At 57.7% G+C, this 24,428-nt stretch carries 18 protein-coding genes and 2 pseudogenes; 13 read left to right on the forward strand and 7 right to left on the reverse strand.

Going from position 1 to position 24,428, the window contains the following annotated elements; genetic code table 11:
- The first annotated feature begins 57 nt into the window (after positions 1-57).
- The 4 genes from fdhF to VK574_RS20035 all read left to right on the forward strand — a co-directional run bounded on the left by fdhF (position 58) and on the right by VK574_RS20035 (position 5,614).
- Entirely contained in the window at positions 58-3,027 is a 2,970-nt protein-coding gene (fdhF, locus tag VK574_RS20020) for a formate dehydrogenase subunit alpha (protein WP_472801645.1), read from the forward strand.
- A 2-nt stretch (positions 3,028-3,029) separates the two neighbouring features.
- A complete protein-coding gene (locus tag VK574_RS20025; RefSeq protein ID WP_472801646.1) occupies positions 3,030-3,503 on the forward strand; it encodes a helical membrane plugin domain-containing protein in 474 nt (157 codons plus the stop codon).
- A gap of 36 nt (positions 3,504-3,539) precedes the next feature.
- Complete coding sequence (locus VK574_RS20030; protein WP_472801647.1) at positions 3,540-4,790, forward strand: L-lactate MFS transporter; 1,251 nt, start codon at positions 3,540-3,542, stop codon at positions 4,788-4,790.
- A gap of 254 nt (positions 4,791-5,044) precedes the next feature.
- Positions 5,045-5,614, forward strand: a complete 570-nt coding sequence (locus VK574_RS20035; RefSeq protein ID WP_472801648.1) for a DinB family protein — start codon at positions 5,045-5,047, stop codon at positions 5,612-5,614.
- A gap of 259 nt (positions 5,615-5,873) precedes the next feature.
- Here VK574_RS20035 and VK574_RS20040 read toward each other — a convergent pair whose 3' ends face one another.
- Together VK574_RS20040 and VK574_RS20045 are read right to left on the reverse strand one after the other, a co-directional pair.
- On the reverse strand, positions 5,874-7,859 hold the full coding sequence (locus VK574_RS20040; protein WP_472801649.1) for an ABC transporter permease: 1,986 nt from the start codon (positions 7,857-7,859) through the stop codon (positions 5,874-5,876).
- A gap of 79 nt (positions 7,860-7,938) precedes the next feature.
- Positions 7,939-8,181 (reverse strand): annotated as a pseudogene (locus VK574_RS20045) (hypothetical protein); the annotation flags it as partial.
- On the opposite strand from VK574_RS20045, the gene VK574_RS20050 reads away from it, so the two are divergent.
- Positions 8,138-8,281, forward strand: a complete 144-nt coding sequence (locus tag VK574_RS20050) for a hypothetical protein (RefSeq protein ID WP_472801824.1) — start codon at positions 8,138-8,140, stop codon at positions 8,279-8,281. The pseudogene VK574_RS20045 and the gene VK574_RS20050 overlap by 44 nt on opposite strands.
- 119 nt (positions 8,282-8,400) lie before the next feature.
- Here VK574_RS20050 and VK574_RS20055 read toward each other — a convergent pair.
- The 5 genes and pseudogenes from VK574_RS20055 to VK574_RS20075 form a co-directional block, all read right to left on the reverse strand.
- Positions 8,401-8,508: pseudogene (locus VK574_RS20055) on the reverse strand (hypothetical protein); the annotation flags it as partial.
- Positions 8,505-8,870 (reverse strand): PadR family transcriptional regulator, encoded by a 366-nt coding sequence (locus VK574_RS20060; protein WP_472801650.1) that lies wholly within the window; start codon positions 8,868-8,870, stop codon positions 8,505-8,507. The pseudogene VK574_RS20055 and the gene VK574_RS20060, both read right to left, overlap by 4 nt.
- 276 nt (positions 8,871-9,146) lie before the next feature.
- Positions 9,147-10,658: a Gfo/Idh/MocA family protein gene (locus VK574_RS20065; RefSeq protein WP_472801651.1), complete on the reverse strand. Its 1,512-nt coding sequence runs from the start codon at positions 10,656-10,658 to the stop codon at positions 9,147-9,149.
- Positions 10,659-10,742: 84 nt separating this feature from the next.
- Positions 10,743-11,522, reverse strand: a complete 780-nt coding sequence (locus tag VK574_RS20070; RefSeq protein ID WP_472801652.1) for a sugar phosphate isomerase/epimerase family protein — start codon at positions 11,520-11,522, stop codon at positions 10,743-10,745.
- Positions 11,523-11,731: 209 nt separating this feature from the next.
- Positions 11,732-12,034: an isoprenylcysteine carboxylmethyltransferase family protein gene (locus VK574_RS20075; protein ID WP_472801653.1), complete on the reverse strand. Its 303-nt coding sequence runs from the start codon at positions 12,032-12,034 to the stop codon at positions 11,732-11,734.
- A gap of 185 nt (positions 12,035-12,219) precedes the next feature.
- Here VK574_RS20075 and VK574_RS20080 point away from each other — a divergent pair, with 185 nt between their 5' ends.
- From VK574_RS20080 to VK574_RS20115, 8 genes are all read left to right on the forward strand, one after another.
- Positions 12,220-13,539, forward strand: a complete 1,320-nt coding sequence (locus tag VK574_RS20080) for an MBL fold metallo-hydrolase (RefSeq protein WP_472801654.1) — start codon at positions 12,220-12,222, stop codon at positions 13,537-13,539.
- A 276-nt stretch (positions 13,540-13,815) separates the two neighbouring features.
- Positions 13,816-13,959 carry a hypothetical protein gene (locus VK574_RS20085; protein WP_472801655.1) on the forward strand — a complete coding sequence of 48 codons (144 nt, stop codon included), beginning with the start codon at positions 13,816-13,818 and terminating at the stop codon, positions 13,957-13,959.
- A gap of 9 nt (positions 13,960-13,968) precedes the next feature.
- A complete protein-coding gene (locus VK574_RS20090; protein WP_472801656.1) occupies positions 13,969-16,743 on the forward strand; it encodes an ADOP family duplicated permease in 2,775 nt (924 codons plus the stop codon).
- Positions 16,744-17,218: 475 nt separating this feature from the next.
- Positions 17,219-18,988, forward strand: a complete 1,770-nt coding sequence (locus VK574_RS20095) for a hypothetical protein (protein WP_472801657.1) — start codon at positions 17,219-17,221, stop codon at positions 18,986-18,988.
- A gap of 47 nt (positions 18,989-19,035) precedes the next feature.
- Positions 19,036-19,398, forward strand: coding sequence for a response regulator (locus VK574_RS20100; RefSeq protein ID WP_472801658.1), 363 nt, complete (start codon positions 19,036-19,038; stop codon positions 19,396-19,398).
- Positions 19,399-19,703: 305 nt separating this feature from the next.
- Positions 19,704-20,054 carry an STAS domain-containing protein gene (locus tag VK574_RS20105; protein WP_472801659.1) on the forward strand — a complete coding sequence of 117 codons (351 nt, stop codon included), beginning with the start codon at positions 19,704-19,706 and terminating at the stop codon, positions 20,052-20,054.
- Positions 20,032-22,062: a chemotaxis protein CheA gene (locus VK574_RS20110; RefSeq protein ID WP_472801660.1), complete on the forward strand. Its 2,031-nt coding sequence runs from the start codon at positions 20,032-20,034 to the stop codon at positions 22,060-22,062. Before VK574_RS20105 ends, VK574_RS20110 begins: the two co-directional genes overlap by 23 nt.
- Positions 22,063-22,173: 111 nt before the next feature.
- The gene (locus tag VK574_RS20115) at positions 22,174-24,381 is read left to right on the forward strand and encodes a methyl-accepting chemotaxis protein (protein WP_472801661.1); all 2,208 of its coding nucleotides are present in this window, start codon (positions 22,174-22,176) and stop codon (positions 24,379-24,381) included.
- Positions 24,382-24,428 lie beyond the last annotated feature (47 nt).

Genomic DNA, 24,428 nt, shown 5'->3' on the forward strand with positions numbered 1-24,428 from the left:
TACGTCTGCACCTGGGACGTACTAGCATCCTGCAGTCGATGAAGGGAGATTGCTTCCTTGGCGATTTTCGTGAACGGTAAACCTCAGGAGTTCAGGCTTGGGGAGCGCCTGATCGACATCGTCAACCGCAGCGGAGTCATGATTCCGCAGGTCTGCTATCACCCCCAGCTTGGTCCCATCCAGACCTGCGATACCTGCATGGTCGAGATGAACGGCAAGCTTGTGAGAGCTTGCGGAACTCAGGCCGTCGATGGTGCCCAGATCGAGACTAGGTCACCCCAGGCGCAGGCAGCGCAAGGTGAGGCCTTCGATCGCATCCTCGGCAATCATCTGCTCTACTGCACTGTCTGCGACAACAACAACGACAACTGCACCGTCCATAACACTGCGGTCCTCCTCGAAATCGAACATCAAGACACCCCTTTCAAGTCCAAGCCCTACGAGGTCGATGCGAGCAATCCCTTTTATCGCTACGATCCTCAGCAATGCATTCTCTGCGGGCGATGTGTGGAAGCGTGTCAGGACCTGCAAGTAAATGAGACCCTCAGTATCCGCTGGGAAGACCCGCATCCGCGCGTGCTGTGGGATGGTGGCGCCTCTATCGACCAGTCGAGTTGTGTTTCCTGTGGCCATTGCATCACCGTCTGCCCGTGCAACGCGCTCATGGAGAAGTCGATGCTCGGTCAGACCGGCTACTTTACCGGTCTGCCTAACGAGGCGCTGAAGGGCATGATCAACATCGTCAAAGGCGTGGAGCCTGAGGTGGGCTATAGCTCGATCATGCAGCTCTCTGAAGTCGAAGCCTTCATGCGCCAATCGCAGATCAAGCGAACGAAGACCGTATGCACCTACTGTGGCGTGGGCTGCTCTTTCGACATTTGGACGAAAGAGCGTCAGATCCTCAAAGTCGAGCCGCTTGATGGTCCAGCCAATGGCGTTTCGACCTGCATCAAGGGCAAGTTCGGGTGGGACTATACCAACAGCCCCGATCGCCTGACCAGGCCGCTGATTCGTGAAAACGACAAATTCAGAGAAGCGACGTGGGATGAGGCTCTCGACCTGGTGGCGCGCCGGTTCTCCGAGATCAAGGGCGCTTACGGTCCAGATGCACTCGCGTTCATCTCATCGTCGAAGTGCACGAACGAAGAGAGCTACCTGATGCAGAAGCTCGCGCGCGCAGTCATCGGCACCAACAACATGGATAACTGTTCGCGCTATTGCCAGGCGCCAGCTACCACCGGGCTTTTCCGCACCGTGGGCTACGGCGGCGATTCTGGCTCCATCAAGGACATTGAGAAAGCGGACCTTGTCGTCATCATCGGTAGCAACACTGCCGAGAGCCACCCCGTCCTGGCTACGCGCGTCAAGCGTGCGCACAAGCTGCATAGTCAAAAACTCATCGTGAGCGATCTTCGCGAGCACGAGATGGCCCGCCGCGCCGATGTCTTCCTGCATCCGCGTCCTGGCACCGATCTCATCTGGCTCTCCGCTGTTACGCGGTACATCTTTGACCACGAACTGGCAAACCAACCCTTTATAGACAAATGGGTGAACAAAGCCGCCGAATACCGCAAGAGTCTCGATCCTTTCACGCTCGAAATGGCGAGCGAGCGCTGTGGCATACTGCAGGCGACCATCATCAAAGTCGCCCGCATGATCGCCGAGGCCAACAGCGTCTGCATTCTGTGGGCAATGGGCGTGACTCAACACGTGATGGGGTCAGACACATCGACCGCAATCTCGAATCTGCTGCTGGCGACGGGCAATTACATGCGGCCGGGCACGGGCGCATATCCGCTTCGGGGACACAACAACGTGCAGGGCGCCAGCGATCATGGCGCCATGCCGAATTACTTCCCCGGTTATCAGAAAGTTGACGATCCGGCCATTCGGGCCAAATTCGAACAAGCATGGAACGTCACATTGCCGCCGAAGCCGGGCCTCGACAACCATCAGATGATCGATGCCATTCACGACGGCCGCCTCAAATCGATGTATGTCTTCGGCGAAGAGTTGAGCCTGGTCGACTCCAACGCAAATTACGTCGCAGCTGCGCTTGAGAAGTTGGATTTCTTTGTGATGCAGGAGATCTTCTTCTCTGAGACTTGCCGCTTTGCCAACGTGATTCTGCCGGCGAGCCCAAGCCTGGAGAAGGAAGGCACCTTCACCAGCACGGAGCGGCGTATCCAGCGCCTGTATCAAGTCATGGAGCCGCTGGGCGAAAGCCGTCCCGACTGGCAAATTCTCATTGATGTCGCCAATCGGCTGGGCGCCAACTGGACTTACAAGCATCCGTCTGAGATCTACGACGAGATCGCGGCGCTCACTCCAACGATGGCGGGCGTGACCTATGAGCGGCTGGAAGGATTCAAGTCATTACAGTGGCCTGTTGCGCCGGATGGCAGTGATCAGCCTCTGCTCTACACGCAAAAGTTCGCTACCTCGGACGGTAAGGCGACGTTCTTCCCGGTGCCGTGGACCGAACCCAGCAATCAGACGGATGCAGAATTCGACCTGCACCTGAACAACGGGCGCCTGCTTGAGCACTTCCACGAAGGCAACATGACCTACCGCAGTGAAGGCATCCGCGCGAAAGTGCCATGCACGTTCGTTGAAGTCTCGCCCGAGCTGGCATCCGCACGAGGAATCGAGACCGGAGCCTGGGTGCGCCTTGCCTCCAGGTATGGCGAAGTCAAGGCGCAGGCCGTTGTCACCCCGCGCGTTAGCGGCAACGAACTCTACATGCCGATGAACTCATCTCAAGAACCGGTGAACCACCTCACCAGTAGTTGCACCGACAACGTAACGCACACGCCAGCCTACAAGGAAACCTCGGTCCAACTCACGGTGTTGGGTCAAAGAGGCAACAATCCGCTGCCTCGGACTAATCCACGATATGGACATCCAACTCCCCAGATGGGTGTGGAAGTCGAGCGCAAGTGGGCGCGCAGCGATTACCACCCGCCCGGCAATGCGTTGGTTCAGATTGAGACCCGCACCCCGGTGACGGCTGGAAAGGAGAAATAGACATGGCGCGACCGATTGGCTTGGAAGTGGCACCACGCGATCTGCGCGAAGAGCTGCGCAAGCGGCTGGAAGAGGCACCCGAGCAACACGCCGAAGCGATCCTGGAATCACTTGAGTTGCTGAAAGATTTGCACGATTCCGGAGTTCTCAGGTTGCTGCGGGGAGCGGTGAGTTCGGGTGGCATGATTCTGGATGCGGTGGTTGGTGCGGCCGATTCCGAAGAGGGCATTCGCGGGCTGCGGAATGCAATCATCCTCGGCAAGATGCTCGGTGCGATCAACCCTGACTTGCTGCAGGGATTTGCCACCGCGATGACTGAGACTCTCGGTTGCCAAAAGCCGATGGTGGAACCGCCCGGACTGCTTAAGCTGTTGGCCGAATTCCGGCAACCCGAGTTACGGCGCAGCATGGCGCTCATCAACAAATTCCTCGAAATCTTCGGGAGTGAGCTCAAAACCCGTGGAGAGTGCCAATGATCGAAGCACCCCTCAAGTAAGACAATGGAGCGTTGAATGGCAACTACCAATCGCTGGGGCATTGCATTGGCCGGCTTCTTTATGCAGGTCGCATTGGGAGCCGTCTACGCGTGGAGCGTATTTCGAAATCCACTCACAAAACAATTCGGCTGGTCCATCGCCCAGGTCACGTGGACCTTCACGATTGCTATCTTCGTCCTTGGTGTGGCGGCCTTTTTCGGCGGCCTTTGGCTTAACAAGAAAGGCCCTCGCGTTGTCGCCCTCACTGCGGGCGTGCTCTATGGGCTCGGCGTGTTCCTGGCGAGTTTCTCTGCCGACAAGCTCTGGTGGCTTTACCTCAGTTATGGAGTGATTGGCGGAGTTGGGCTCGGATTTGGCTACATTGTTCCCATCGCTGTGCTGGTCAAATGGTTTCCCGATCGCCGCGGCCTGATCACTGGCATTGCCGTAGGCGGCTTCGGCGCTGGAGCCCTGGTCACAGCGCCGGTGGCTCAGCGACTGATTCAAAGCGTCGGCGTGCTGAAGACGTTCGCATATCTGGGTGTCGCGTACATGATTGTGATTGTCGCGGCAGGGTTATTCATGAAGAACCCGCCCGCAGGATGGGCCCCAGAGGGCTGGACCCCAAGCGCAACGCAATCGGCGCAACGGGCGAAGGTGGATTATTCACTTGGCACAGCGCTGGCGACCTGGCAATGGTGGGCGCTCTGGCTCTTGCTCTTCCTGAATACTTCGGCTGGAATCGCACTCATCTCCCAGGAATCCCCGATTTTTCAGAAACTCACCGCCGCAAGCGCAACCGTTGCAGCCGGCATGGTCGGAATGGTCAGCATCGGCAATTCGGCCGGACGAATCTTCTGGGCTTGGGTGTCTGACGGCATCACACGGCGCTGGGCATTCACTGCAATGTACCTATTCCAGTTCGGACTTTTCTGGCTGCTGCCCTCGTTAACTTCAGTTGCCGTTATCACTGTGATCTCGTTCGTGATTCTCATGTGTTATGGCGGTGGCTTCGGAACCATGCCTGCATTTGCTGCCGACTACTTTGGTTCAAAGAATGTCGGCCCGATCTACGGCCTCATGCTCACCGCATGGGGCTTCGCGAGCTACTTCGGTCCGCAACTGCTCGTGAAATTGCTCGGTCCAGGCGGCTCCTACACAAAGGGCTTGCACACCATTGCGATCATCATGCTCGTCTCCACGCTTCTGCCGATCATCGTTTCGCCCCCGACGCATATGACGTCGTTGCAGAAATCAAACTCCGCGCCAGAAGGATCCGTAGTCTGAACAACTGTGGTTTAAGAATTCAATGGGCGGTGGAAGTCTTCCATGGTCGTTCCGTCGCTCGACAGAACAATAACTGCATTGCAAATTCGCAGCTCTCGCCTGCAGCACAGCGCAACGGGTCGATTGGACGGGACGACTTCCCGTTATCGAACAGGGCACCATTGATGAGTGCCGAGTTCCTCGCATGGAGACACAAGTGAACTCTGGCGCGAACCCGTCCTTGGCCTGAGGCTGTCGAAATGAATGGGGGCCGAATGCGATATGAGTTCATTGCGATTGAGCAGAACGAGATTCCGCTGATGAAGGTGCATTCCCTTCAGTACGCGCTCGACACATACGCAAGCGAGACGAACAAGGTCGTTTCAACTTGGCGCGAATTTGCGAATAGCGATCTGGGTTTCAGGCCACACCCGAAATCGAGCACTGTTGAAGACATCTTGAAACACCAATTGCTTTCCGAGCGGAGGTTCTTCGGAGAATTTCTCGGCACGCCGGAACCTCCGCCGGATCACATCCTGCCGACTCCAGTGACCATCGAGGAGTGTTGTCATCGTGTAGCGGCGTTGGCAAAGGCAAGGTTTCTATTCTTGGCGGAACAGGATGAAGGTTGGTGGTCCGCAGTGGTCCCTTTCTTTGATGTGCAGCGGGAACGAATCTGGATTTTTTGGCGCCGTATTTTGCACACCACGCACCATCGCACTCAGCTGACTGTCTACTTGCGCATGCTCGACAAGGTTGTGCCCGCTACCTATGGGCCAACGTCCGACGTTACCTGGACGGGGGCGGATCCGACCACAACTGTGAAATCGGCAGGGAGGAAGTAGCTACCTTTGCTCCCGATGTTTCCGGGCACGCCGAAGGGCCTATCAGTGGATTGACAGTCAGGCATATGTGCTGCGTTCGCAATACTAAGGCCGCCGCCGCAGAGATGCAATTCCTTAAACTGTCAATGCCGTTGCACGCATTTCGCTGCGGCGATCCGCTTGAGCGAATAGTAGCCTTCCGGACAAATGGCGCGTGGCATTCACTCATCGAATTCGTACGCCTGATTCGCTCAAATTCGCGGCGAGTTTGAACTGCAGCTTACAGTTCGCGAATCGCGGTCACGGGGTTTCGGCGCATCGCTCGATGTGCGGGAAGGTAGCATGCTAGCAATGACATTACTCCCAGGAGCATGACCACGGAAACGACGGTGACCGGATCGTTGGCGCCGATTCCGTACAACAGCCGGACGATAATGCGTGTCACTCCCAACGCAAATGCCAGTCCCAGCGCCAGCCCGATGCCTGTGAGCCATAGTCCCTGCAACAGCACGAGTCTCAGCACGTCCACCCGTGAAGCACCTAGAGCCATTCGTATCCCGATCTCGTGGGTTCGCAACTGGGTTCGATATGCCACGACGCCGTAGATTCCGGTTACCGCAAGAACCAGCCCAATCAGCGCGAACATCCCCGCCAGGGTGCTCTCGATGACGGCGAAAGTGCTCGCCATCTGGGTGCTCTCCCGCATGGAACGCACATCGAAAACCGGCAGTCGCGAATCGATCCCATGGATGGCGTTTTCCACCATTGGCTCCAGGTCGACGGGATTCCCCTCGGTTTTCACCTGCACCATCGTCTCGTACCCCGGGTGCTGGAAATAACTCATATAGACCATAGGCTCGGGTGACTCATTCACGAAAGTATGGGTTGAATTCCTCGCCACACCGACAACCGTGAAAAGGCTGCCCCAAATCCTGAGCCTCTTTCCCAGCGGATCCTGCCCTGGCCAGTAGCGCCTCGCCGCGGTCTGATCGACGATGAGTACCCTCGGGGCCTTCTCATCGTCATCCGGTGTAAACTCTCGTCCTTCCAGAATGGGTATATGAAGGGATTCGAAATACCGCGGTCCCACCTCGGCATTCTGCACCAGCAAAGATTCATGAGGATGCGGCACATACCCTTCCGGATACGCATCGTTTCTCTTTTGAATCAGGGTCATCGGAATCCAGTCGGTAAGAGACGCAACCTCCACGCCGGGCAGTGCCGACACGCGATCAAGTATCTTGCGACGGATCAATTTTGCCTCATCGTCGCTGTAGCCGGCAATATTCAGCCCAACGGACGCAGTGAGAACGTGGTCCTGCTCAAAGCCGGGGTTCGCCGCGGCGAGATTCCGCAGCGTTCGCAGGAATAGCCCGGAGCACAACAGCAACGGAAGGGTAAGCGCGATTTGCGCCACCACCAGCCCGCTGAGCAATTTCCGGTTGCGTGAGCCGCCGGAGATACTTGCAGACTCTGCCTTGAGTACCTCAATGGCAGGCGCGTGAGACGAACGCCAGGCGGGGAGCGCGCCGCATAGCATACCGGCCAATAGAGAAAACACTGCAATCCCAATCACCACCTTATGGTCCATGTTCCCGTTCAGTACGAGGGGAATTGCATTCGCTGGAAAGAACCATGCGAACGTTTTCGATGTCCACGATGTCAATCCAAGGGCCACGACTCCTGCGACGATGGAAAGCACAGCGCCCTCCAGCATCATCTGCCGCACCAGTTGCATGCGATTCGCCCCGAGCGACTGCCGGATGGCAAGTTCGCGCCGTCGGGATACAAACCGCACCAGCGTGAGCGTCGCCACGTTCGCGCTGGTCAGCAACAGCACCACAGCGGCGAAGGCGAGCAGAATGGGCAGCGTCGCCGCCATGTATCCGTTGACGCCGAATGGCGAGCGCCACATGGGATCCAGCGTGATCCGGTTCTCGCCCAGATGATCAGCCGGAAACGACGCGACAATATTGTGCATCACGGTGTCGAGATCCTGGGCTGCCTGGCCACGGCTCACGCCGGGCCGCAATCTTCCTATTAAGATCAGCCAGTCCGAGTCGCGATGGGTCATTCGCCACACATCCGCCCCGAGGGGATCGAGCGTTACCCACAGATCGTCGCGCAGCCCGGGAGCTGCTCCGACAAACCCCTCCGGCGCCACACCGATCACCGTCACCGGATGCCGGGCGACCTCGATCGACTTGCCCACAATTGCCGGGTCTTTGCCATAACGCGTCTTCCAGAGCGCGTAACCCAGGACCACGTTGGGTACCGCACGGGCCTCCTCCCTCCTCGTCCGGCAGAAAGAATCGCCCCAGCGTCGGCTTGATGCCGAGCACATCGAAATAATTAGCCGACACATTCGCTATATAGACACGATCCGGCTGTGCGCCGCCAGTCAGCGCAATCCAATCGTTATGATAGGCAAGTATTCCCGTGAACGTGTGGTTCTGCTCGCGCAGATCGCGATAGTCGATATAGGAGAAAGGCGGAGTCGGCGAGAAGTTCCGTTCCCCCCGCTGCAGGCTAACAAGATCGCCCGTGTCCCGCGCGCCAGGAATCGGACGCAACATTGTGCCGTCGATCCAACTGAAGACGGTGCTGTTGGCGCAGATAGCCACAGCCAGCATCGCCGTCGCGGTGATCGAAAAGCCGGGGCTCTTGCGCAGTTGCCGTAACGCGTAACGGACATCCCGGCCCAGTTGTTCAAGCCACGCTTGGCCCCACATGTCGCGCGTCACATCTTGCACTAGAGGAATATTTCCAAATTCCCGCGCCGCTGCTTGTCGCGCTGTCTCCACCGTCTCGCCTCGCGCCACTCGATCTGCAATCGCCATCTGCAGGTGCGCATCAATCTCTTCCTGCAATTCGCGCTTGCGCCGCTGAAAACCGAAGCTCGGGAACCACTTCATGACTCACTCTCCTCCGGCTTGACGTACATCACCGACCCAATCGCTTCGACAATCCGCTCCCATCGGCCCAGATCGGAGGACAACTGCTTTTTCCCCTTGGCCGTGATTCGGTAGTATCGGGCTCTTTGCTTGCTCTCTGACTGCTTCCACTCAGACTGCACCCAGCTCTGACGCTCCAGTCGATGGAGAGCCGGATACAGTGATCCAGTCTCCACCTGAAGCACATCTCCGGATCGCAGACGTAACGCCTGGACAATTCCGTATCCGTGCTGCGGTCCCCATTGCAGGGTCTGAAGAATAAGCATGTCGAGTGTTCCCTGCAACAGCTCAATCCGATTCTTATACTGGTCTTTTTCGCTCATAGACGTAGACACTCTACTCCCAATGGAGGTAGATTGTCTACTTCGTTTTGTGCAGCGCAGCAAGCAGCCTTGCCCACTCAGCAGATTTAAAAGTACGTCGGTTCTCAGGACGAAAATTGGTGATTCTGCATTGGCGCGAAATCGCCAACTCACTCGTCGTCGGCCGATTAGTAATGAAATGCCGGCTCTGCTGTAGGAACAATTCGGTGCGATGATGAAAATCGAAGGGTCTGGCGCGATCCGTTTCAGAGGACCGACAGCGACCGGCTACGATTCTCATTGTGCTCGGGGATCCCAACCCTTCCGGTATTCCCGCTCGAGATATTTATCAGCCTCCGCCACATTGGTGACCTTTTGAGACTGACCGTCGTAAAGCAGCTTCTTGCCCGTCCGCAGTGCGACCGCATACAAGTTCACGGCCTCTGAGATTGGTCCCGCGTTCAAGAAACTCGAGGGCGATTGCGGTCCACCGCGCACGGCGGCAATCCACTGGCGCATCCCCGACGGAACCGCGCCGTGTTGGCCTCGAGCACGAACTGGCGCAACCAGATCCCTTGGCATCCTTCCTTGCGGTATCAGATGTGGATCTTCAAGCTGAAAGCCAGCCAATATCTTTCCCTTGCTGCCGACGAACATCATGCCCTCGATCGGAAGCTCTTCGCTATCAATCTCAAGCTCCTCCGGAGTTGGGGGACGCATGCCGCCGTCATACCACACCAGGTCCACCGCGGGTCTTTTCCCGGTTGCCGGATACTTGAAACGGACGGTACTGGCCGTCGGGAAGGAAAAGTCGTTATTCACTGTGTACGCGATTCCGTCCTTCAACCCACACGTGTGAGTCAGCATCGGTTCGACGCTGGTGGGAGACCCCAGATCCAGGGCATTGAAGACCGTCCAGAGGCTGTAATGACCCATATCCGCCATGGATCCGCCCCCGAAGTCATACCACCCGCGAAATACCATGTTCGTATAGTCCGGCGAATAGGGCCGATCGGCTTCAGGACCTAGCCACAAGTCCCAATCAAAGCCTTCCGGAACAGGGGTTGTAACGGTGGGCAGATTGGTGTATTGCGGCCACACAGGACGGTTCGTCCAATTATGGATTTCACGCAGATCGCCAATGGCTCCGGCTTTGATCCAGGCCATCACCTGATCCATCGATCCATTCGCTTCCCACGGCATGAAGTGCGTCGCAACACCCGTTTCTCGCGCGGTGTCGATCACCAGTTTGGCTTCGCGCAATCGATTGGCGATGGGCTTATGCATAATGACGTGCTTGCCCCTCTTCATGGAAGCAATGCTGATGATGCCGTGAAGATGATCCGGCGTCATGATCTTGACGGCATCGACGTCTTTTTCTTTGTCAAGCAGCTCACGGAAATCGGCATAGGAAGAGCAGCCCTTGAACGCGCCACCCTGTTCGGTCGCGTAGTACGTCTCGACAAAGTCCTTGGCTACATCGCGGCCTCCGGGGACAGTTCCTTCGGTTCCCGCCATCCATTCAGGCTTACCGAGGACCGTCCGCAGTTCATTGAGAAGGTCATCCCTTCCCCAATCCCGGTACCCGATCGCATGCTTTGAAGGGTCACAGACGGCAACAATCTGGATCTCCGGAATCGCCATCAACCTCGGCATCTCGCGAAGACCCTGGGTGCCTGTGCCGATGTGTGCAAGCGTGATTTTGTCGCTTGGAGGGACAACTCCGGTTCCGCCCAATACATGCCTTGGGAGGATCGTGAAACAAGCGGAGGCGGAGGCGGTTTCAAGAAACTCGCGGCGATTCATCATATCTGTGACCCTTTCTGCTTCTAATCGCATTACAAAGGACAAGGTCGTGTGCGGCTTCCGCAACGGCCCCGGTCATACTATCTGTCAAACCTGAAGTTGGTGAAGATAGGACACGGACGCTTTCATCAAAGGCAGGTCCATTTCGACGAAGTAGTTCTTGATGCCTCCTGTCTCCGCAGCGGCAAAAATCTTCTTCCAGTCGAGAGTGCCTTGGCCAACCGGCACAATGGAGCGCGTCTTCGCCGACCATCCCTGCACGTGCATGGAGATGAATCGGCCTGGATACTTCGTGAAATATTCCGACGCGTCAAATCCCTCGCTGATCGTCGATACCTGGAACTGGAACTGCACAGCTTTTGGATCGAGAAGCTTGAACAGCAGGTCGTAGGTCCGCTGGCCATCCACCGTCGTGCATTCAAAATTCTCGTTGTGGAGCCCCTGCACAATGCCTGCCGCCGCAGCATGCTCGCCGATTTTTTCGTATTCCGCAGCGGCGCGCTTCACATCATCCATCGTGGGATTCTTCGGGCCGCCGAGACTGGCGACGAGCATCTGCGTCATCCCCATGTCCTTGGCCCATGCAATGCGCCCGTCCTGGTCTTTGCGCAACTCGTCGAGTGAAAAATGGCTGCTCACGCAGGTCAGGCCCGCGTCCTGAATGATGGATCGCAGTTCCTTTCCGCTGTACTTCCTCAGGCCCCCAAACCCAGAGTCGGCGTACCCCACGGGTGAGCACATCTCAATGCTCTGAAAACCCGCCGCCGCCAACTGCTGAAGGGTTCCGGGAAAATCCTTCGCAATCATGTTGCGCACCGGCCAGGTCTGGCAACCGATAGGAAGCCCGAGAGGGTTCGCATAAGCCATCTTCTCTCCCGACAAGAGAAGTTCACCGAGAGCAACACACATGCCCGCCTGCTTTACAAATGTTCTCCTCGAGATAGTCCGCACGTGTTTCTCCTTATACGACTGCGAGGACATTGTAAGCGCGGCGGCGCAACGACGCTGAACAAACGCAACGCTGTGCGGGGTCGTAGCCACGACTATGGGGCGCTGAAAAGGTACTGGTATGTCGGCTACCCACCCAGCCAATACGCCAGGATCCATATGAATAGCCCGGTGTATATAGGGTGGCGCATGAAACGATAGGCTCCGCGTGTGACCACTTCGCGCTGAGCCGGCACGAAGCCAATGTTTCGGCCCAGGCTGAAACGTCCCCGGAGCTCGATGAGGGTACTGAGGATGCTCAGGGTATCTGTGATCCAAAGTGGGGCGAGTCGTCGACCGGGCTGCTCGACAAAGCCGATCATGAAAAACAAGTACGTCGCAACGCAGGCCAGGAGCCAGAGCAGCGGATTGCGCGTGATTCTGATGGACAACTGGATCAAACGAGCTCAAGTCGAGCCTTTGACGATGGATTGATCGCTCGACATCGAGAAGTTTTCCCCTTGGAGTCAGCAACAGACCGCTCTGGATGAAGGAGAACTGCGCTTAAATCACTCGTCACAGAACCATTGACGCTCTACCCAGAGACAACCTATAGAAATGCACAAGGAAAGAACACATGCTCAACAGCGCCCGACATGCTCAGTCTCAAGATGCTTGCCCGCTCTCGCCTCAAAGTCTTCAGCACTCAGCAATCCAACAAAAGACTCTTAGACAACGTGCTGGAGATGAGGTGCACCCTGTGGTGGGCATGCTGAATTCTGCATGTGCAGCATCTAGACCGACACTAGTTTCTCGGATGCCCTCGTTGTTCTTCGCAAGGCGCACGGGACATTCCAATTCTCTCTTTGCCACAGCGATGTTGGGTATCTGTTTTATATCTGCGGCAGTTCTGCCCGCTGATACCGTTTCCAGTGATCAGCGCACAGTGACGAAGTTAGCCGACGGCATCTACGAAATCCGGCATAAGGATGCACCCGACCATTTCCCGCAAGGGAATACTGTGGTCATCATTGGCGACTCGGACGTGCTGGTGGTGGACTCCTGCTACCTGCCCTCGAGCGCTCGAGAAGACATCGCGCAAATTCGCCAGTGGACGACTAAACCTGTTCGCTATCTACTCAACACACATTGGCACAACGATCATACTCAAGGGAATTCGGCCTATTCTGATGCATTTCCCGGAATAGCAATCCTTGCGCAAGTCGAAACGGCAGGCCTCATTGGCCTTCGGGTTGGGCGCTATTTATCGGAATACCCTGGGCGCATACAGAGGTTCCAACAGCAGCTCGACATCGGAACTAATCCCGACGGTAAGGCGTTGACTGAGGACGAAAAACAGGATTTGAAGAACGCCATTGCAGGAGGCAAGGCCGCAAGCGATGCGGTGTCAGCGGAGTTCCTGAACTTGAAGCCCAAGTTTCCTAATGTTACCTTCGAGCACGAACTCAACTTAAATCTGGGAAACCGGGAAGTGCAATTGAAATTCCTGGGGCGCGGCAACACTGCTGGAGATGCGATCGCTTATTTGCCGAAAGAGAAGATCCTGGTCGCCGGCGATCTCGTGGATTCTCCCGTCCCTTACCTGGGAAGTGGCTTTCCCATCGAGCAGATTGGCACGCTGAAAAAAATGGCGGACATGGATTTTGAAACGCTCGTTCCCGGACACGGCAATGTCCTCAAGGGCAAAGACTTCGTGCAACAGGAGATTGAATTGCTGGAAGCCGTCATTGCTGCCATGGCCCAGGAGATTGGACGCACAAGTGCTTCGCCTCAAAACAGGTTCGAAGCGATCAAGAAAGGTGTGGAGCAAAACGTCGATGTGAAGGCATGGCGGCAGAAGTTTGCCGGAGATGATCCCCAAAACCAAGAATTTTTCGACGTCTTTTCATGGCCTGGTCTGCTGGAGGCAGCACATGCTGAGATGTGGCCGCGCTAAAGCTTCTGTGCTGGCGGACTGCCGGCAGATATACGAGCGTTGTTCGCGGCTGACGGGGCCTGAACGTGCCTAGACGTTCATTTGAAGATAGAGATTTCATGGACGAAGGAGGTTCATTCCCTGAGGCCATGCACAATTACTCACCGGATTCTTCTATTCGCGATCAGAGTCCGGCCGGCTGAGAGCGGCTGAATATCCTTCCGTCACATACCTGTTGACATTCTGCCTATCAAAAACAGACGATATGTTGGATTTCAACATGGCGGTTCGCTTTCTATGTCCAAAACCAAATGCGACGTTCTGCAGGGCACACTCGATTTGATGACCCTCAAGACCTTTGAAGCCCTGGGTCCGCTACATGAAGAAAACCGGTCGCGCATCGTGTCCACCATGAACCGCTTTCTCTCACCTGCGAAATAGGAGTGACCAATGGACTGGCTTCGGGAAATGTTCAGCCGCTGCACGGCGTTTCTGGATCGCCGCAGGCTCGACAAGGATCTAGACCAGGAACTTGAATCGCATATCGAATCGGCAATGGAAGACAATATCCGTCGCGGTATGACGCCCGAGTTGGCCCGCATGGCTGCGCTGCGCCTGTTCGGCGGCGTCACTCAAATAAGGGAATCCTATCGCACCCGCCGCGACATTCCTTTCGTCACTTCGTTAGGCCGCGACCTGCTCTACGCCATGCGCCGGCTGCGTTCTTCGCCCGGTTTTACCCTCATTGTAATCGCCACCCTGGCACTCGGCATCGGTGCCAACACCGCCATCTTCACGCTGGTCGAGGGATTTCTGCTCCGTTCCCTGCCGGTGTCCGATCCAGCGAGCCTCTACCGCATCGGCGACCGCAACACATGTTGCTATCATGGCAATTTCGAATACCCGGACGGCGATTTCGACCTCTTCTCTAATGATCTGTATCGCCGCTTCAGGCAAGCGGCGCCGGAGTTCGAGCAGCTAGCGGCGGTGCAGGCTGGAGGCAGCGGATACACCGTACAATACGGCTCGGCTGCGCCACGTCCGCTCCGGACGGAGTTTGTCTCCGGGAATTACTTCAATACCCTCGGCGTCGGCGCATATCTCGGTCGCCCGTTCGCCGATAGTGACGACCGCCCGGGAGCTCAGCCCGTGCTGATGTTGAGCTACATGGCATGGGAAACCGAATTCGGCCGCGATCCGTCAATCGTCGGAGCAACGGTGTATGTCCAGAGGCATCCGTTCACCGTGGCGGGCGTGGCGCCATCGGGATTCTTTGGCGATCGCATCGCTTCGATTCCTCCGGACCTGTGGATGCCCCTCTCCGCCGAGATCGAGATTGAAGGAGCAAACGCGGCGGTAACACAACCGTTGACCGCATGGCTTTATCCATTGGGCAGGCTGCGAACCGGTGTCCAAAAACCGGCGCTCGAAGCCAAGTTGTCCTCGGTGCTGCGGCAGTGGATGCGGGAATGGCCCAGGTTCACCGAGCACGGTGGATCTGCAATCATCCCACGCCAGCACGTAATGCTTGCCCGAGCAGGTGGAGGAATCCAGAAACTCCAGCAACAATCCGGCGCGAACCTGCGCCTGTTAATGCTTCTTTCCTGCGTGGTGCTGCTCATGGCCTGCGCAAACATCGCCAGCTTACTGTTGGCGCGATCGACAGCCCGACGGATCGATGTAGCCGTTCGGATGGCTCTTGGCGCAGCCCGGTTCAGAATCATTCGTCAGATCCTGATCGAAAGCCTGCTGCTCAGCGTAGCCGGAGGCGTGGCAGCTCTGGGTGTCGCCTGGTTCGGCGCTCACGCCATTCTTGCGTTGGCTTACCCAGAGGCCCACAATATGCCCCTGCATGCCGAGCCTTCGTGGCCGGTCCTGGTGTTTACATTCGTCGTGTCGCTATTGACTGGTACGATTTTCAGCGTGGCTCCCGCATGGGCGGCCTCGCACGCGCAGCCATCCGAATCCCTGCGCGGAGCCAATATCGCCAGCCGGGACCGCGCTTCTATCCCGCAACGCACACTCGTGATTCTGCAGCTTGCCATGTCTGTCGTTCTGGTCTCCAGCACGTTTCTTCTGACCCGGTCGCTTATGAATCTGGAGCATCAGAACTTCGGGATCGAAACTGCCAATCGCTACACCTTCCAGATGGATCTCGAAGGTGCCGGATACACCGTCGATCGCGTCGCGGGCCTGTACCGTCAAATCGAAGAAAGACTGGGAGCATTGCCGAGCGTCGCCCATGTGAGCTTCGCCAGGTACATTCCCCTCGGCGGTAACCAATGGGGAACCTGCGTCTCGCTGCAAGGTGAATCCGATCCGGGCCAGGAGGACAAGTGCTTCTCCGATTGGGATCGTGTGAGCGCGCAGTTTCTCGATTCAGTAGGCGTGCCCATTGTCCGCGGTCGCAAATTGACTGAGCGTGATCAAGCGTTTTCAATGCCTGTAGCGATTGTCAATCAAGCCTTTGTAAAGAAGTTCTTGCCCGAGCATGATCCAATCGGCATGCACTTCGGGCGAGAAGGGGCGAAATACTCCAGCGAGTACGAAATTGTCGGCGTCTTTTCTGATTTTGTCCTGACAGATCCTCGCGCCGAATCCCGCCCACTGTTCCTTGTTCCCAACACCCAGCGATTCACTGGTTACACCAGCCAGGAGGATGATGCTGGCGAAAAGGCATCGATGTATCTCGACTCCGTTATTCTCCAGGTCGCGGGTTCACCCACCGACATCGAAATGACGGTGCGAAAGACGATGGCAGAGATAGATCCCGAACTTTCCGTCTTTCGCTTCGTTTCGTATGACTCGGTAGTGGCCAGCAATTTCAACCAGGAGCGGCTCATTGCGCGGCTCACCTCGGCATTCGGTCTTCTATCATTGATTCTCGCGTCGGTCGGCCTATACGGGGTAATGTCGTATTTCGTGACGCGTCGCACCAGCGAGATCGGGATCCGCATGGCGATCGGGGCTTCCCGCGCGCTCATCGTGCGTATGGTGATCCGGGGAGCGATCGCTCAACTTGTCGTGGGTCTTGCATTGGGCATTCCGGCAAGCCTGTTTATGGGGCAGCTGATGAATAGCCTCCTGTTCCACGTCAGCGGGTACGATCCCGTGATTCTCGCCGCGGCTTCGACGGTTCTGGCGATTTGCGCAGCCGGAGCGGCGTTCATCCCTGCTATTCGCGCAGCGTCGGTTGATCCGGTTCGCGCATTACGGACGGAATGAAAACTTGGCCTGATACGTCAGCGACTTTCCACTTGGCCGAATAGTCGCCTTTCCGGACAAGTAACCATCGTTCGCCGCTGCTTGTCTAGGACATAGCCTTTCGCTTCTTCTGAGAACCGCACGATAATCGCGTTTGCCTTTTAGAATGACGCTAGTAGGCAAAATTGGCGCATGGTCCTTCATGCTCTGCGGACAAGGGCACTTAGGCAGTAGGTGGAATTGGCGCACAACGGATGGCTCGGCGGAGCGTTAAGTCATTCAAAGACGAGCAACGAGTAGGCAGAATTGTTATTCAGTTTCACGCGCGCGCGCTCGTGTCCGCCTCCTCCCGTGCGCTTACTTCACTCACATGCCGCCATCCATCACCTAACGGTCCCGAACTGGCGCGACGATAAGCAAAGAGAGATGCGGAGAGTCCGCGTTGGAGAAGCGTCTTTCCGGTTCAACGAGTCTCTCTTTAATCGAGACAAGGCTCGTGGCAAAGCTGCGCCCAGTCATGCAATGTGCGACCCTCGAATGCGGCCAGACCAGCATGCTCAAAGCACGCTCCGCGGTCGAGCATGCCCGCGCATTGCTGGAATCATCCTTAACCGCGTCCGGCGCGGACATCCGAGCCGTTGCCACGCAATTCGAAAAGCTGGCGACGGAGGTTGAGGGCGTTCTTGATCTCACGTCCGCCATCGTTGCCTGTGTACGCGAAGATTGGGTGCGCTCCATTGTTCCAATGGCTCGCACGCTCGACGCCGCGGCGCGCCGGTTCAGCGCCGAACGGGTCCAATCGATCGCCGCAATCGGCACCGTGTTCACGGGCGAAGCCGGCATGATTGAGAACCTGCTGACGCTCACCGCGGGACAGCGCTCGATTGCGCGCGAAGGAAGAACACTTGGCGTGCTGGCCAGCATTGAAGTTGCCCGCCTGGGAGCGGACGGGCGGCGTTTCGGATACATGGCGCGGGAACTCGACGAATTCTCTGCGATCGCTTCCTCCGGCGCCGAGGAGGTAAGGGCCGAGGCTGCGCAGCGACGCACAAGCATCATCGATCGCCGGCATAAATTCACTCTCACCCTTCAGAGAAGACGCAAGTACCTCAGCAACATCGAGTTGGAAATGAGCGAGGCGATCGCCGCAATGGAGACCTCGCTGGCACAGCTCGAAAACGTCCCTGCCGATTTTCAGCAGTGCGTGGCTGTCATCGCGGCGGACATCTCCAGTGTTGTCGAAGCCGTGCAACTGCAAGACGTAACCCGCCAGCAGGCCGAGCACGTGCGGGACGCGCTGATCCGCGTATCCGGCGAAATCGCGAGCTCCGAGGGACAAACTGGGGGCCCCGATGCGCGGAGTTTTTCAATCCTCAGAGTCCAGGCTCTGCAGATCGAAAGCGCGCGCGCCAGCACGGAAGGGTGGATCATCAAGATCAATCGATGCCTTGAAAGTATCCTGCACGTCAGTTCGTCGGATGTTGTAGCCGTCGGCGCCCGCATCTTGGCGCAGGAGCGTGGTCTGTCTGCGCAGCTCGCACGCATCGAACGCTTTGAGCAGGAGTGCGAAGCCGACGATGCGGAAATCGAGTCTTGTCTCGCCGGCCTTGGCGACCTGATGCGGATCGCGAAGTTACACCTCGAGCGTTCCAGATGCACGCGCGACCGCATGCGGCTCTTGAACTTCAACTCCATGATTGAAGCGCGTCATCTGGGATCCCAGGCCACTGCGGTCCTCGAAATCACACGGAATATCGGCCGTATCTCAACCGGCTGGTCAGCACTGACCGATCGATCCGGCGACACGCTCGAAGCCATGCTCAGCTCTTCGGCGCGTGCCGAAGAAGCGCATCGGACCATGGCCCGCGCCAGCATGGAAGGTCTTCGTAACACACGAAAGCAGAGCCAGGCCGGCCTTCGAGCACTTAGCCACGCCGCCGTAATTGCCAATTCTAACGGCGAAAAGATTGAGGGCGCGGTGGCGGTCATCCACAACCAAATCACAATGCTCGCCTGCATCGCAGTACGGCTCATGCAGTCTGTCACCATGCTGTCAGAGGCGCGCAACGAAATCGAACACGCAAATGAACTCACCCCAATTTCTGCGACAAGTTTGAGCGAAAGCGACTGGAAGCAGATCGAATCTGAATGCGCCGCTGCTTACACGAGCGAGTTGGAGCGGCGCATCCTGCGCGCTGCGCTCTTTGGCGAAGCAATGCCGGTGGAAGGAGCCGCGACAACGCCCAATGAAGTTGAATTGTTCTGACAGTGAGCCAGTCGCCTTCAGCGACGCAGTCAAGGAGGGTTTCTTTGATGAAGAGAATTCTGAGTGTCGATGATTCTGCGAGCGTGCGCCAAATGGTAGCATTCACCTTGCGCAAAGACGGCTACGAAGTGGGTGAGGCCTGCGATGGGCGCGATGCGCTCACCAAGGCCACGCAGTCGAAGTTCGACATGATCATCACCGACCTCAATATGCCCAACCTCGACGGCATCCAGATGATTGCAGCAGTGCGTGCGCTCCAGGGATACGCGTTTACGCCCATCCTCATGCTGACCACCGAATCACAGCCGGAAAAGAAAGACGCTGGACGCAAGGCCGGGGCTACCGGTTGGATCGTAAAGCCCTTTAAAGGCGAGCAATTGCTGGCAGTAGTCCACAAGCTGGTGCGCTAGCAGACGGGCGCCGGGCATACGGAAACGCGGAATTGCAGCTCGAGCCTTCTGTGAATGCGCGCACCAGCCTGGCACATAGTTCCTGCCTTCCAGTTTTCAAAAAAGAGATTCCCAATTCCGTCCACTGGATTCCCGAATCCGACGGCATTCCACCCTTAGGCAAATCCAATCAAACAAGCGCTGCCGATGGCTCATCCTTTGCCTGTCGAAGCCGATGGATGACTCGTACGGCGATCTGTCTCCCGGGCTTCCAGTGCAAAGCGCGCTGATCAGGGGCGACAAGGACTCCGGAATCGAAAGGCAACATGGCCGTCGACGTTGACACCCGTGAAGGCATTCGGTACATCAGGCTGGCGGACGCCCTCGACATCGCGCAGGCAGCGGAGCTGAAGTGCGCGCTGATGGATGCCATCCCGTCGTCGCAACGAGTCTGCATACAGGTTGCCGCCGTCTCTGCCATCGATGTGACGATCGCGCAACTGCTGTGGGCTGCCGTTTTTCACGCAAAGTCGGCTGGCTCTGACCTCATCCTCGAAGGTCCACTAAGCGAAGCAGTCGACAAATCGCTCTCCGCGACGGGGATCTATCCGCTGATGGCATCCCTGCTGGTCCGGTCAGAAGAGGAGGCAGGCAGTGTCCACACCAGCCGGAGCTGATCAATTCCGCCAGGCCTTCCGCGAAGAGGCGAACGAGATTTTGCTCGATCTCGAAGCCACGCTGCTTGAGCTGAACGAGCGCCGCGATGACGTGGAACTTGTGGGTCGTGCCTTTCGTTCGCTGCACACCATCAAGGGATCGGGCGCCATGTTCGGTTTCGACGACCTCGCCGGTTTCACGCACAACCTTGAAAATGCGTTTGATGAGGTGCGCAGCGGCCGGCTCGCGGTAACGGCCGATCTCGTCGATCTGACCCTGACGGCCCTCGATCACATCCGGGTTCTGCTCGAAGATTCTCAGCAGGGAGATGTTGCCGGTCGCGAGCGTTTGCTTGAACGCCTGCGAAGCATGATCGCCGCGCCGAGCGAGCTGCTCATGGAAACCTCAGTTGCTTCCCTCGTAGAGCCCGCCATGGCGACAGCCTGCCCTGAGACTCGCGCCTGGAAAATTCATTTCGCTCCCGGTCCCGAGCTAATGCGCCGCGGCAGTGATCCGCTGCAATTGGTGCGTGAGCTGGCAGAGATGGGAGAACTCGAATCGACGTGCAGCATCGCGTCCCTTCCTCCTCTTCCCGAGCTCGACCCCGAGCGCTGTTACATCGCCTGGGACTGTATGTTGCGCGCGCCGACAAGCCTCGACGCAATCCGTGACGTTTTCATCTTCGTCGAAGATTGCTGCGAACTATCGATTGAACCTCACGAGAAAACCGCCGTTGAATCGGACCTGACCGCGCTTGCGCTGCAGGTGAAACGCGATAAGTGCGGGGGGCGCCGCCACTACGATGCGCCCGATTCCGCCAGCAGCATTCGCGTGGCCGCGGCAAAGCTCGATCAGTTTGTGAATCTTGTTGGCGAGCTTGTCACTGTGCAGGCCCGCCTAGGCGAGCTCGCCGCGCGGCGCGACGATCCCGAGATAAGCGCGGTCGCCGAAGAAGTCGATCGCCTGGCATCGGCCTTGCGCGAAACCTCGATGAACGTGCGCATGATGCCGATACGGAGCACCTTCGAGAAGTTTCGCCGCCTGGTGCACGACCTGGCGGGTGATCTGGGCAAAGATGTTGAACTCACAATCGAGGGAGCGGACACAGAGCTCGACAAGACCGTGATCGATCAGCTCAGCGACCCGCTCATGCACCTTATCCGTAACAGCATGGATCATGGCATCGGCTCGCCGGAAGATCGCATTGCCAGCGGCAAGCCTGCACTCGGCACTATTCATCTCGCCGCGCGCTACTCCGGCGCCCGCGTTCTCATCAGCGTCTCCGACGACGGCCGCGGAATCGATGCCGATGCGGTCCGCGCGCGCGCCGTCGAACGAGGATTGATCGATCCCGATGATCAGCTCAACGAGTCCGAACTGAACGCCTTGATCTTCCAGCCTGGTTTTTCCACCTCAAAACAGGTGACCGATGTCTCCGGTCGCGGCGTCGGCATGGACGTCGTGCGCCGCAATATCGACAAGCTCAGGGGAAGCATCGATGTTGCCAGTCAGGCTGGAAAGGGAACCACCGTCACGCTGCGCCTGCCGCTTACGCTGGCCATCATCGATGGATTGCTGGTCACCGTCGGCGACGCGTACTTTGTGCTTCCGCTCGCCACGACGCTGGAATGCATCGAAATGTCGCGCAACCAGATCGACAGTGCCCACGGCCAGCGCCTCATCAGCGTGCGTGGCGACGCCGTGCCGTACATCCGCTTGCGCGAGCATTTCAACCTAACCGCGCCGCTGCCCGCGTTTGAACAGGTCATGCTGGTCGAAACCGAAGATGGGCGCTACGGACTCGTCTTCGATCGCGTACTTGGGAACTGCCAGACCATGATCAAATCCCTGGGCCGCGTCTATCGCCACGTGCAGACAGTTTCGGGCGCCACGATCCTGGGCAACGGCACCGTGGCGCTCATCCTCGATCCCAACCGTCTTGTGCTGGAGTGCATCCATGCCATCCGGCCACGCGGGCATCCGCCCTTGTCCGAGAAGGTCTTGCAGGAAGGCAATTGCAGAAAGTGATGGTTTGCGTCGCGAACGCGCAATCTCAACGAACGGAAACGATTCAGAAATGTTGCACTGGTCGCCGATCGCAATGACGGCTGCCAAGGGCAGAGAGAAGGGAACACAGAGATGTCAACAACACTGGTAAGCGAATCCCGCAAACCGCACAGCGCAAGTGACGGTCAAGCGAAGAACGGCAAGCACGTCGCTCCGCAACACGACCGCGACGCCTTGCTAAACGAAATCATGCGCCTGGTCGATGCCTCCAAGGAAGGGCGCCTGACCGAGAGAGGGCGCGCGACCCTCTTCAATGGCCCGGACCGCGAGCTGATCCAGGGTGTCAACGAAATGCTGGACGCCATCCTTCTGCCGATCGGTGAAGGCAACCGCATTCTGGCGCAGATTTCAGGGGGCAAGATCGATGAAGGGATCGCTCAGACCTACAAGGGCGACCACGAAAAGATGAAAGTTGCTGTGAACAACGTGGCGCTTTCGCTCCAGGGCCTGCAAAAGGAGATGGGGCGTCTCGCCGTGGCATCAAACGAGGGACAACTCTCCGAACGCGGCAAGCCGGAAAACTTTCAGGGCGCGTACGCGGAGATCGTGCGCGGCACCAACACCATGCTGGACGCGATTCTCCTGCCCATCGGCGAAGGCAACCGCATTCTGGCGGGGATTTCGTCCGGCAAAATCGACGAGCTGATTGCGCAGACTTATAAGGGCGATCACGAAAAGATGAAGCTGGCCGTGAACAACGTGGCCATCGTCGTGCAGAGCCTGCAAAAAGAACTCGTTAGCCTCACCGACGCTTCCAAGGAAGGGCGCCTCTCCGAACGCGGCAAGCCGGAACAGTTTCAAGGCGCATACGCCGAGATCGTGCGTGGGGTCAACAGCATTCTCGATGCGGTAATCACGCCGCTGAACGTTTCCGCCAACTACGTGGATCGCATCAGCAGGGGCGACATTCCCGCCAAGATCACCGATACCTACCACGGTGATTTCAACCTGATCAAGAACAACCTCAACTCCTGCGTGGACGCCGTCAATGGGATGGTTGCCGACGGAGTCATGCTGGTACAAGCCGCGTTGGACGGCAAACTGGCAACCCGCGCCGACGCCGCCAGGCACCAGGGCGACTACCGCAAGATCGTGCAGGGCGTAAACGACTTGCTCGACGCCGTTGTCGGACCGCTCACTGTCTCCGCCAAGTACGTCGAACGGATCAGCAAGGGAGACAATCCGCCGCCAATCACCGACACCTACAACGGGGATTTCAACCTGATCAAAAATAACCTGAACTCGCTGATCGGCGCGATGAACGAGATCACGGGGGCCGCCGAACAGATCGCCGGCGGCAACCTCACCATCACGCTGAAAGAGCGTTCCGCCGAGGATAAGCTGATGCAGGCGCTCGTCGCCATGGTCGGCGGACTGACGCGTACAGTCTCCGACATCCGTTCCATAGCGGGCGAAGTCGCGGCCGCCAGCCAATCCATTTCGACCGCATCCGTGCAGGTGTCCAAGGGCGCAAGCTCCCAGGCGGCTGCTGCTGAAGAAGCCTCTTCCTCCATGGAGGAGATGGTTTCCAACATCAAGCAGAATGCTGACAATGCGCAGCAAACAGACAAGATTGCCAACAAGAGTGCCAAGGATGCGCAGGAGAGTGGCAAGAGCGTGCTCGAAGCTGTGGCCGCAATGAAGGAGATCGCCAACAAGATCTCCATCATTGAAGAGATCGCCCGCCAGACCAACCTGCTTGCGCTCAACGCTGCCATCGAAGCGGCTCGCGCCGGTGAGCATGGCAAGGGTTTTGCCGTGGTGGCCGCCGAAGTCCGCAAACTCGCCGAGCGCAGCCAGAAAGCAGCCGGCGAAATCAACCAGCTTTCCACCACCACGCTGCGAGTCAGCGAAAAATCGGGCGAAATGCTCGAAAAACTCGTTCCCGATATTCAACGCACCGCCGAGCTGGTGCAGGAGATCTCGGCTGCCAGCAAAGAGCAGGATACGGGTTCCGAGCAGATCAACAAGGCGCTGCAGCAACTGGAGCAGGTGATCCAGCAGAACGCCTCGGCAGCCGAAGAGATGGCTTCCACGACCGAGGAACTGACCGGGCAGTCTGAACAACTAGTCAGCGCTCTCTCGTTCTTCCACACCGGTGATGAAGGCGATGCTCCAACTCACAAGCCCGGGATGAAAGCCGCCACGCCGCGTCCCACGGTTGCGCAGCCGAATCCGAAAGCGCACGGACATGGGCCTGCGCCTGCTTCCAAACAAGGTGTATCGCTGCGCATGAAAGACCGGCAGGACGATCTTGACGGTGAGTTTGAGCGGTACTAAAGGCGCGGGGCGCCGCGGTGGTTTACGCGGCGCACCCGGAATTCACA

The organism is Occallatibacter sp. (assembly GCF_035317045.1).
In the GTDB taxonomy this organism is placed as follows: Bacteria; Acidobacteriota; Terriglobia; order Terriglobales; family Acidobacteriaceae; genus Telmatobacter.

Excerpts from the sequence above, each read along its gene's own strand:
- VK574_RS20025 (WP_472801646.1), top strand. The coding sequence starts at position 3,030 with ATGGCGCGACCGATTGGCTTGGAAGTGGCACCACGCGATCTGCGCGAA.
- VK574_RS20030 (WP_472801647.1), top strand. The coding sequence starts at position 3,540 with ATGGCAACTACCAATCGCTGGGGCATTGCATTGGCCGGCTTCTTTATG.
- VK574_RS20035 (WP_472801648.1), top strand. The coding sequence starts at position 5,045 with ATGCGATATGAGTTCATTGCGATTGAGCAGAACGAGATTCCGCTGATG.
- VK574_RS20060 (WP_472801650.1), bottom strand. The coding sequence starts at position 8,870 with ATGAGCGAAAAAGACCAGTATAAGAATCGGATTGAGCTGTTGCAGGGA.
- VK574_RS20065 (WP_472801651.1), bottom strand. The coding sequence starts at position 10,658 with ATGATGAATCGCCGCGAGTTTCTTGAAACCGCCTCCGCCTCCGCTTGT.
- VK574_RS20070 (WP_472801652.1), bottom strand. The coding sequence starts at position 11,522 with ATGGCTTATGCGAACCCTCTCGGGCTTCCTATCGGTTGCCAGACCTGG.
- VK574_RS20080 (WP_472801654.1), top strand. The coding sequence starts at position 12,220 with ATGCTCAACAGCGCCCGACATGCTCAGTCTCAAGATGCTTGCCCGCTC.
- VK574_RS20085 (WP_472801655.1), top strand. The coding sequence starts at position 13,816 with ATGTCCAAAACCAAATGCGACGTTCTGCAGGGCACACTCGATTTGATG.
- VK574_RS20090 (WP_472801656.1), top strand. The coding sequence starts at position 13,969 with ATGGACTGGCTTCGGGAAATGTTCAGCCGCTGCACGGCGTTTCTGGAT.
- VK574_RS20100 (WP_472801658.1), top strand. The coding sequence starts at position 19,036 with ATGAAGAGAATTCTGAGTGTCGATGATTCTGCGAGCGTGCGCCAAATG.
- VK574_RS20105 (WP_472801659.1), top strand. The coding sequence starts at position 19,704 with ATGGCCGTCGACGTTGACACCCGTGAAGGCATTCGGTACATCAGGCTG.
- VK574_RS20115 (WP_472801661.1), top strand. The coding sequence starts at position 22,174 with ATGTCAACAACACTGGTAAGCGAATCCCGCAAACCGCACAGCGCAAGT.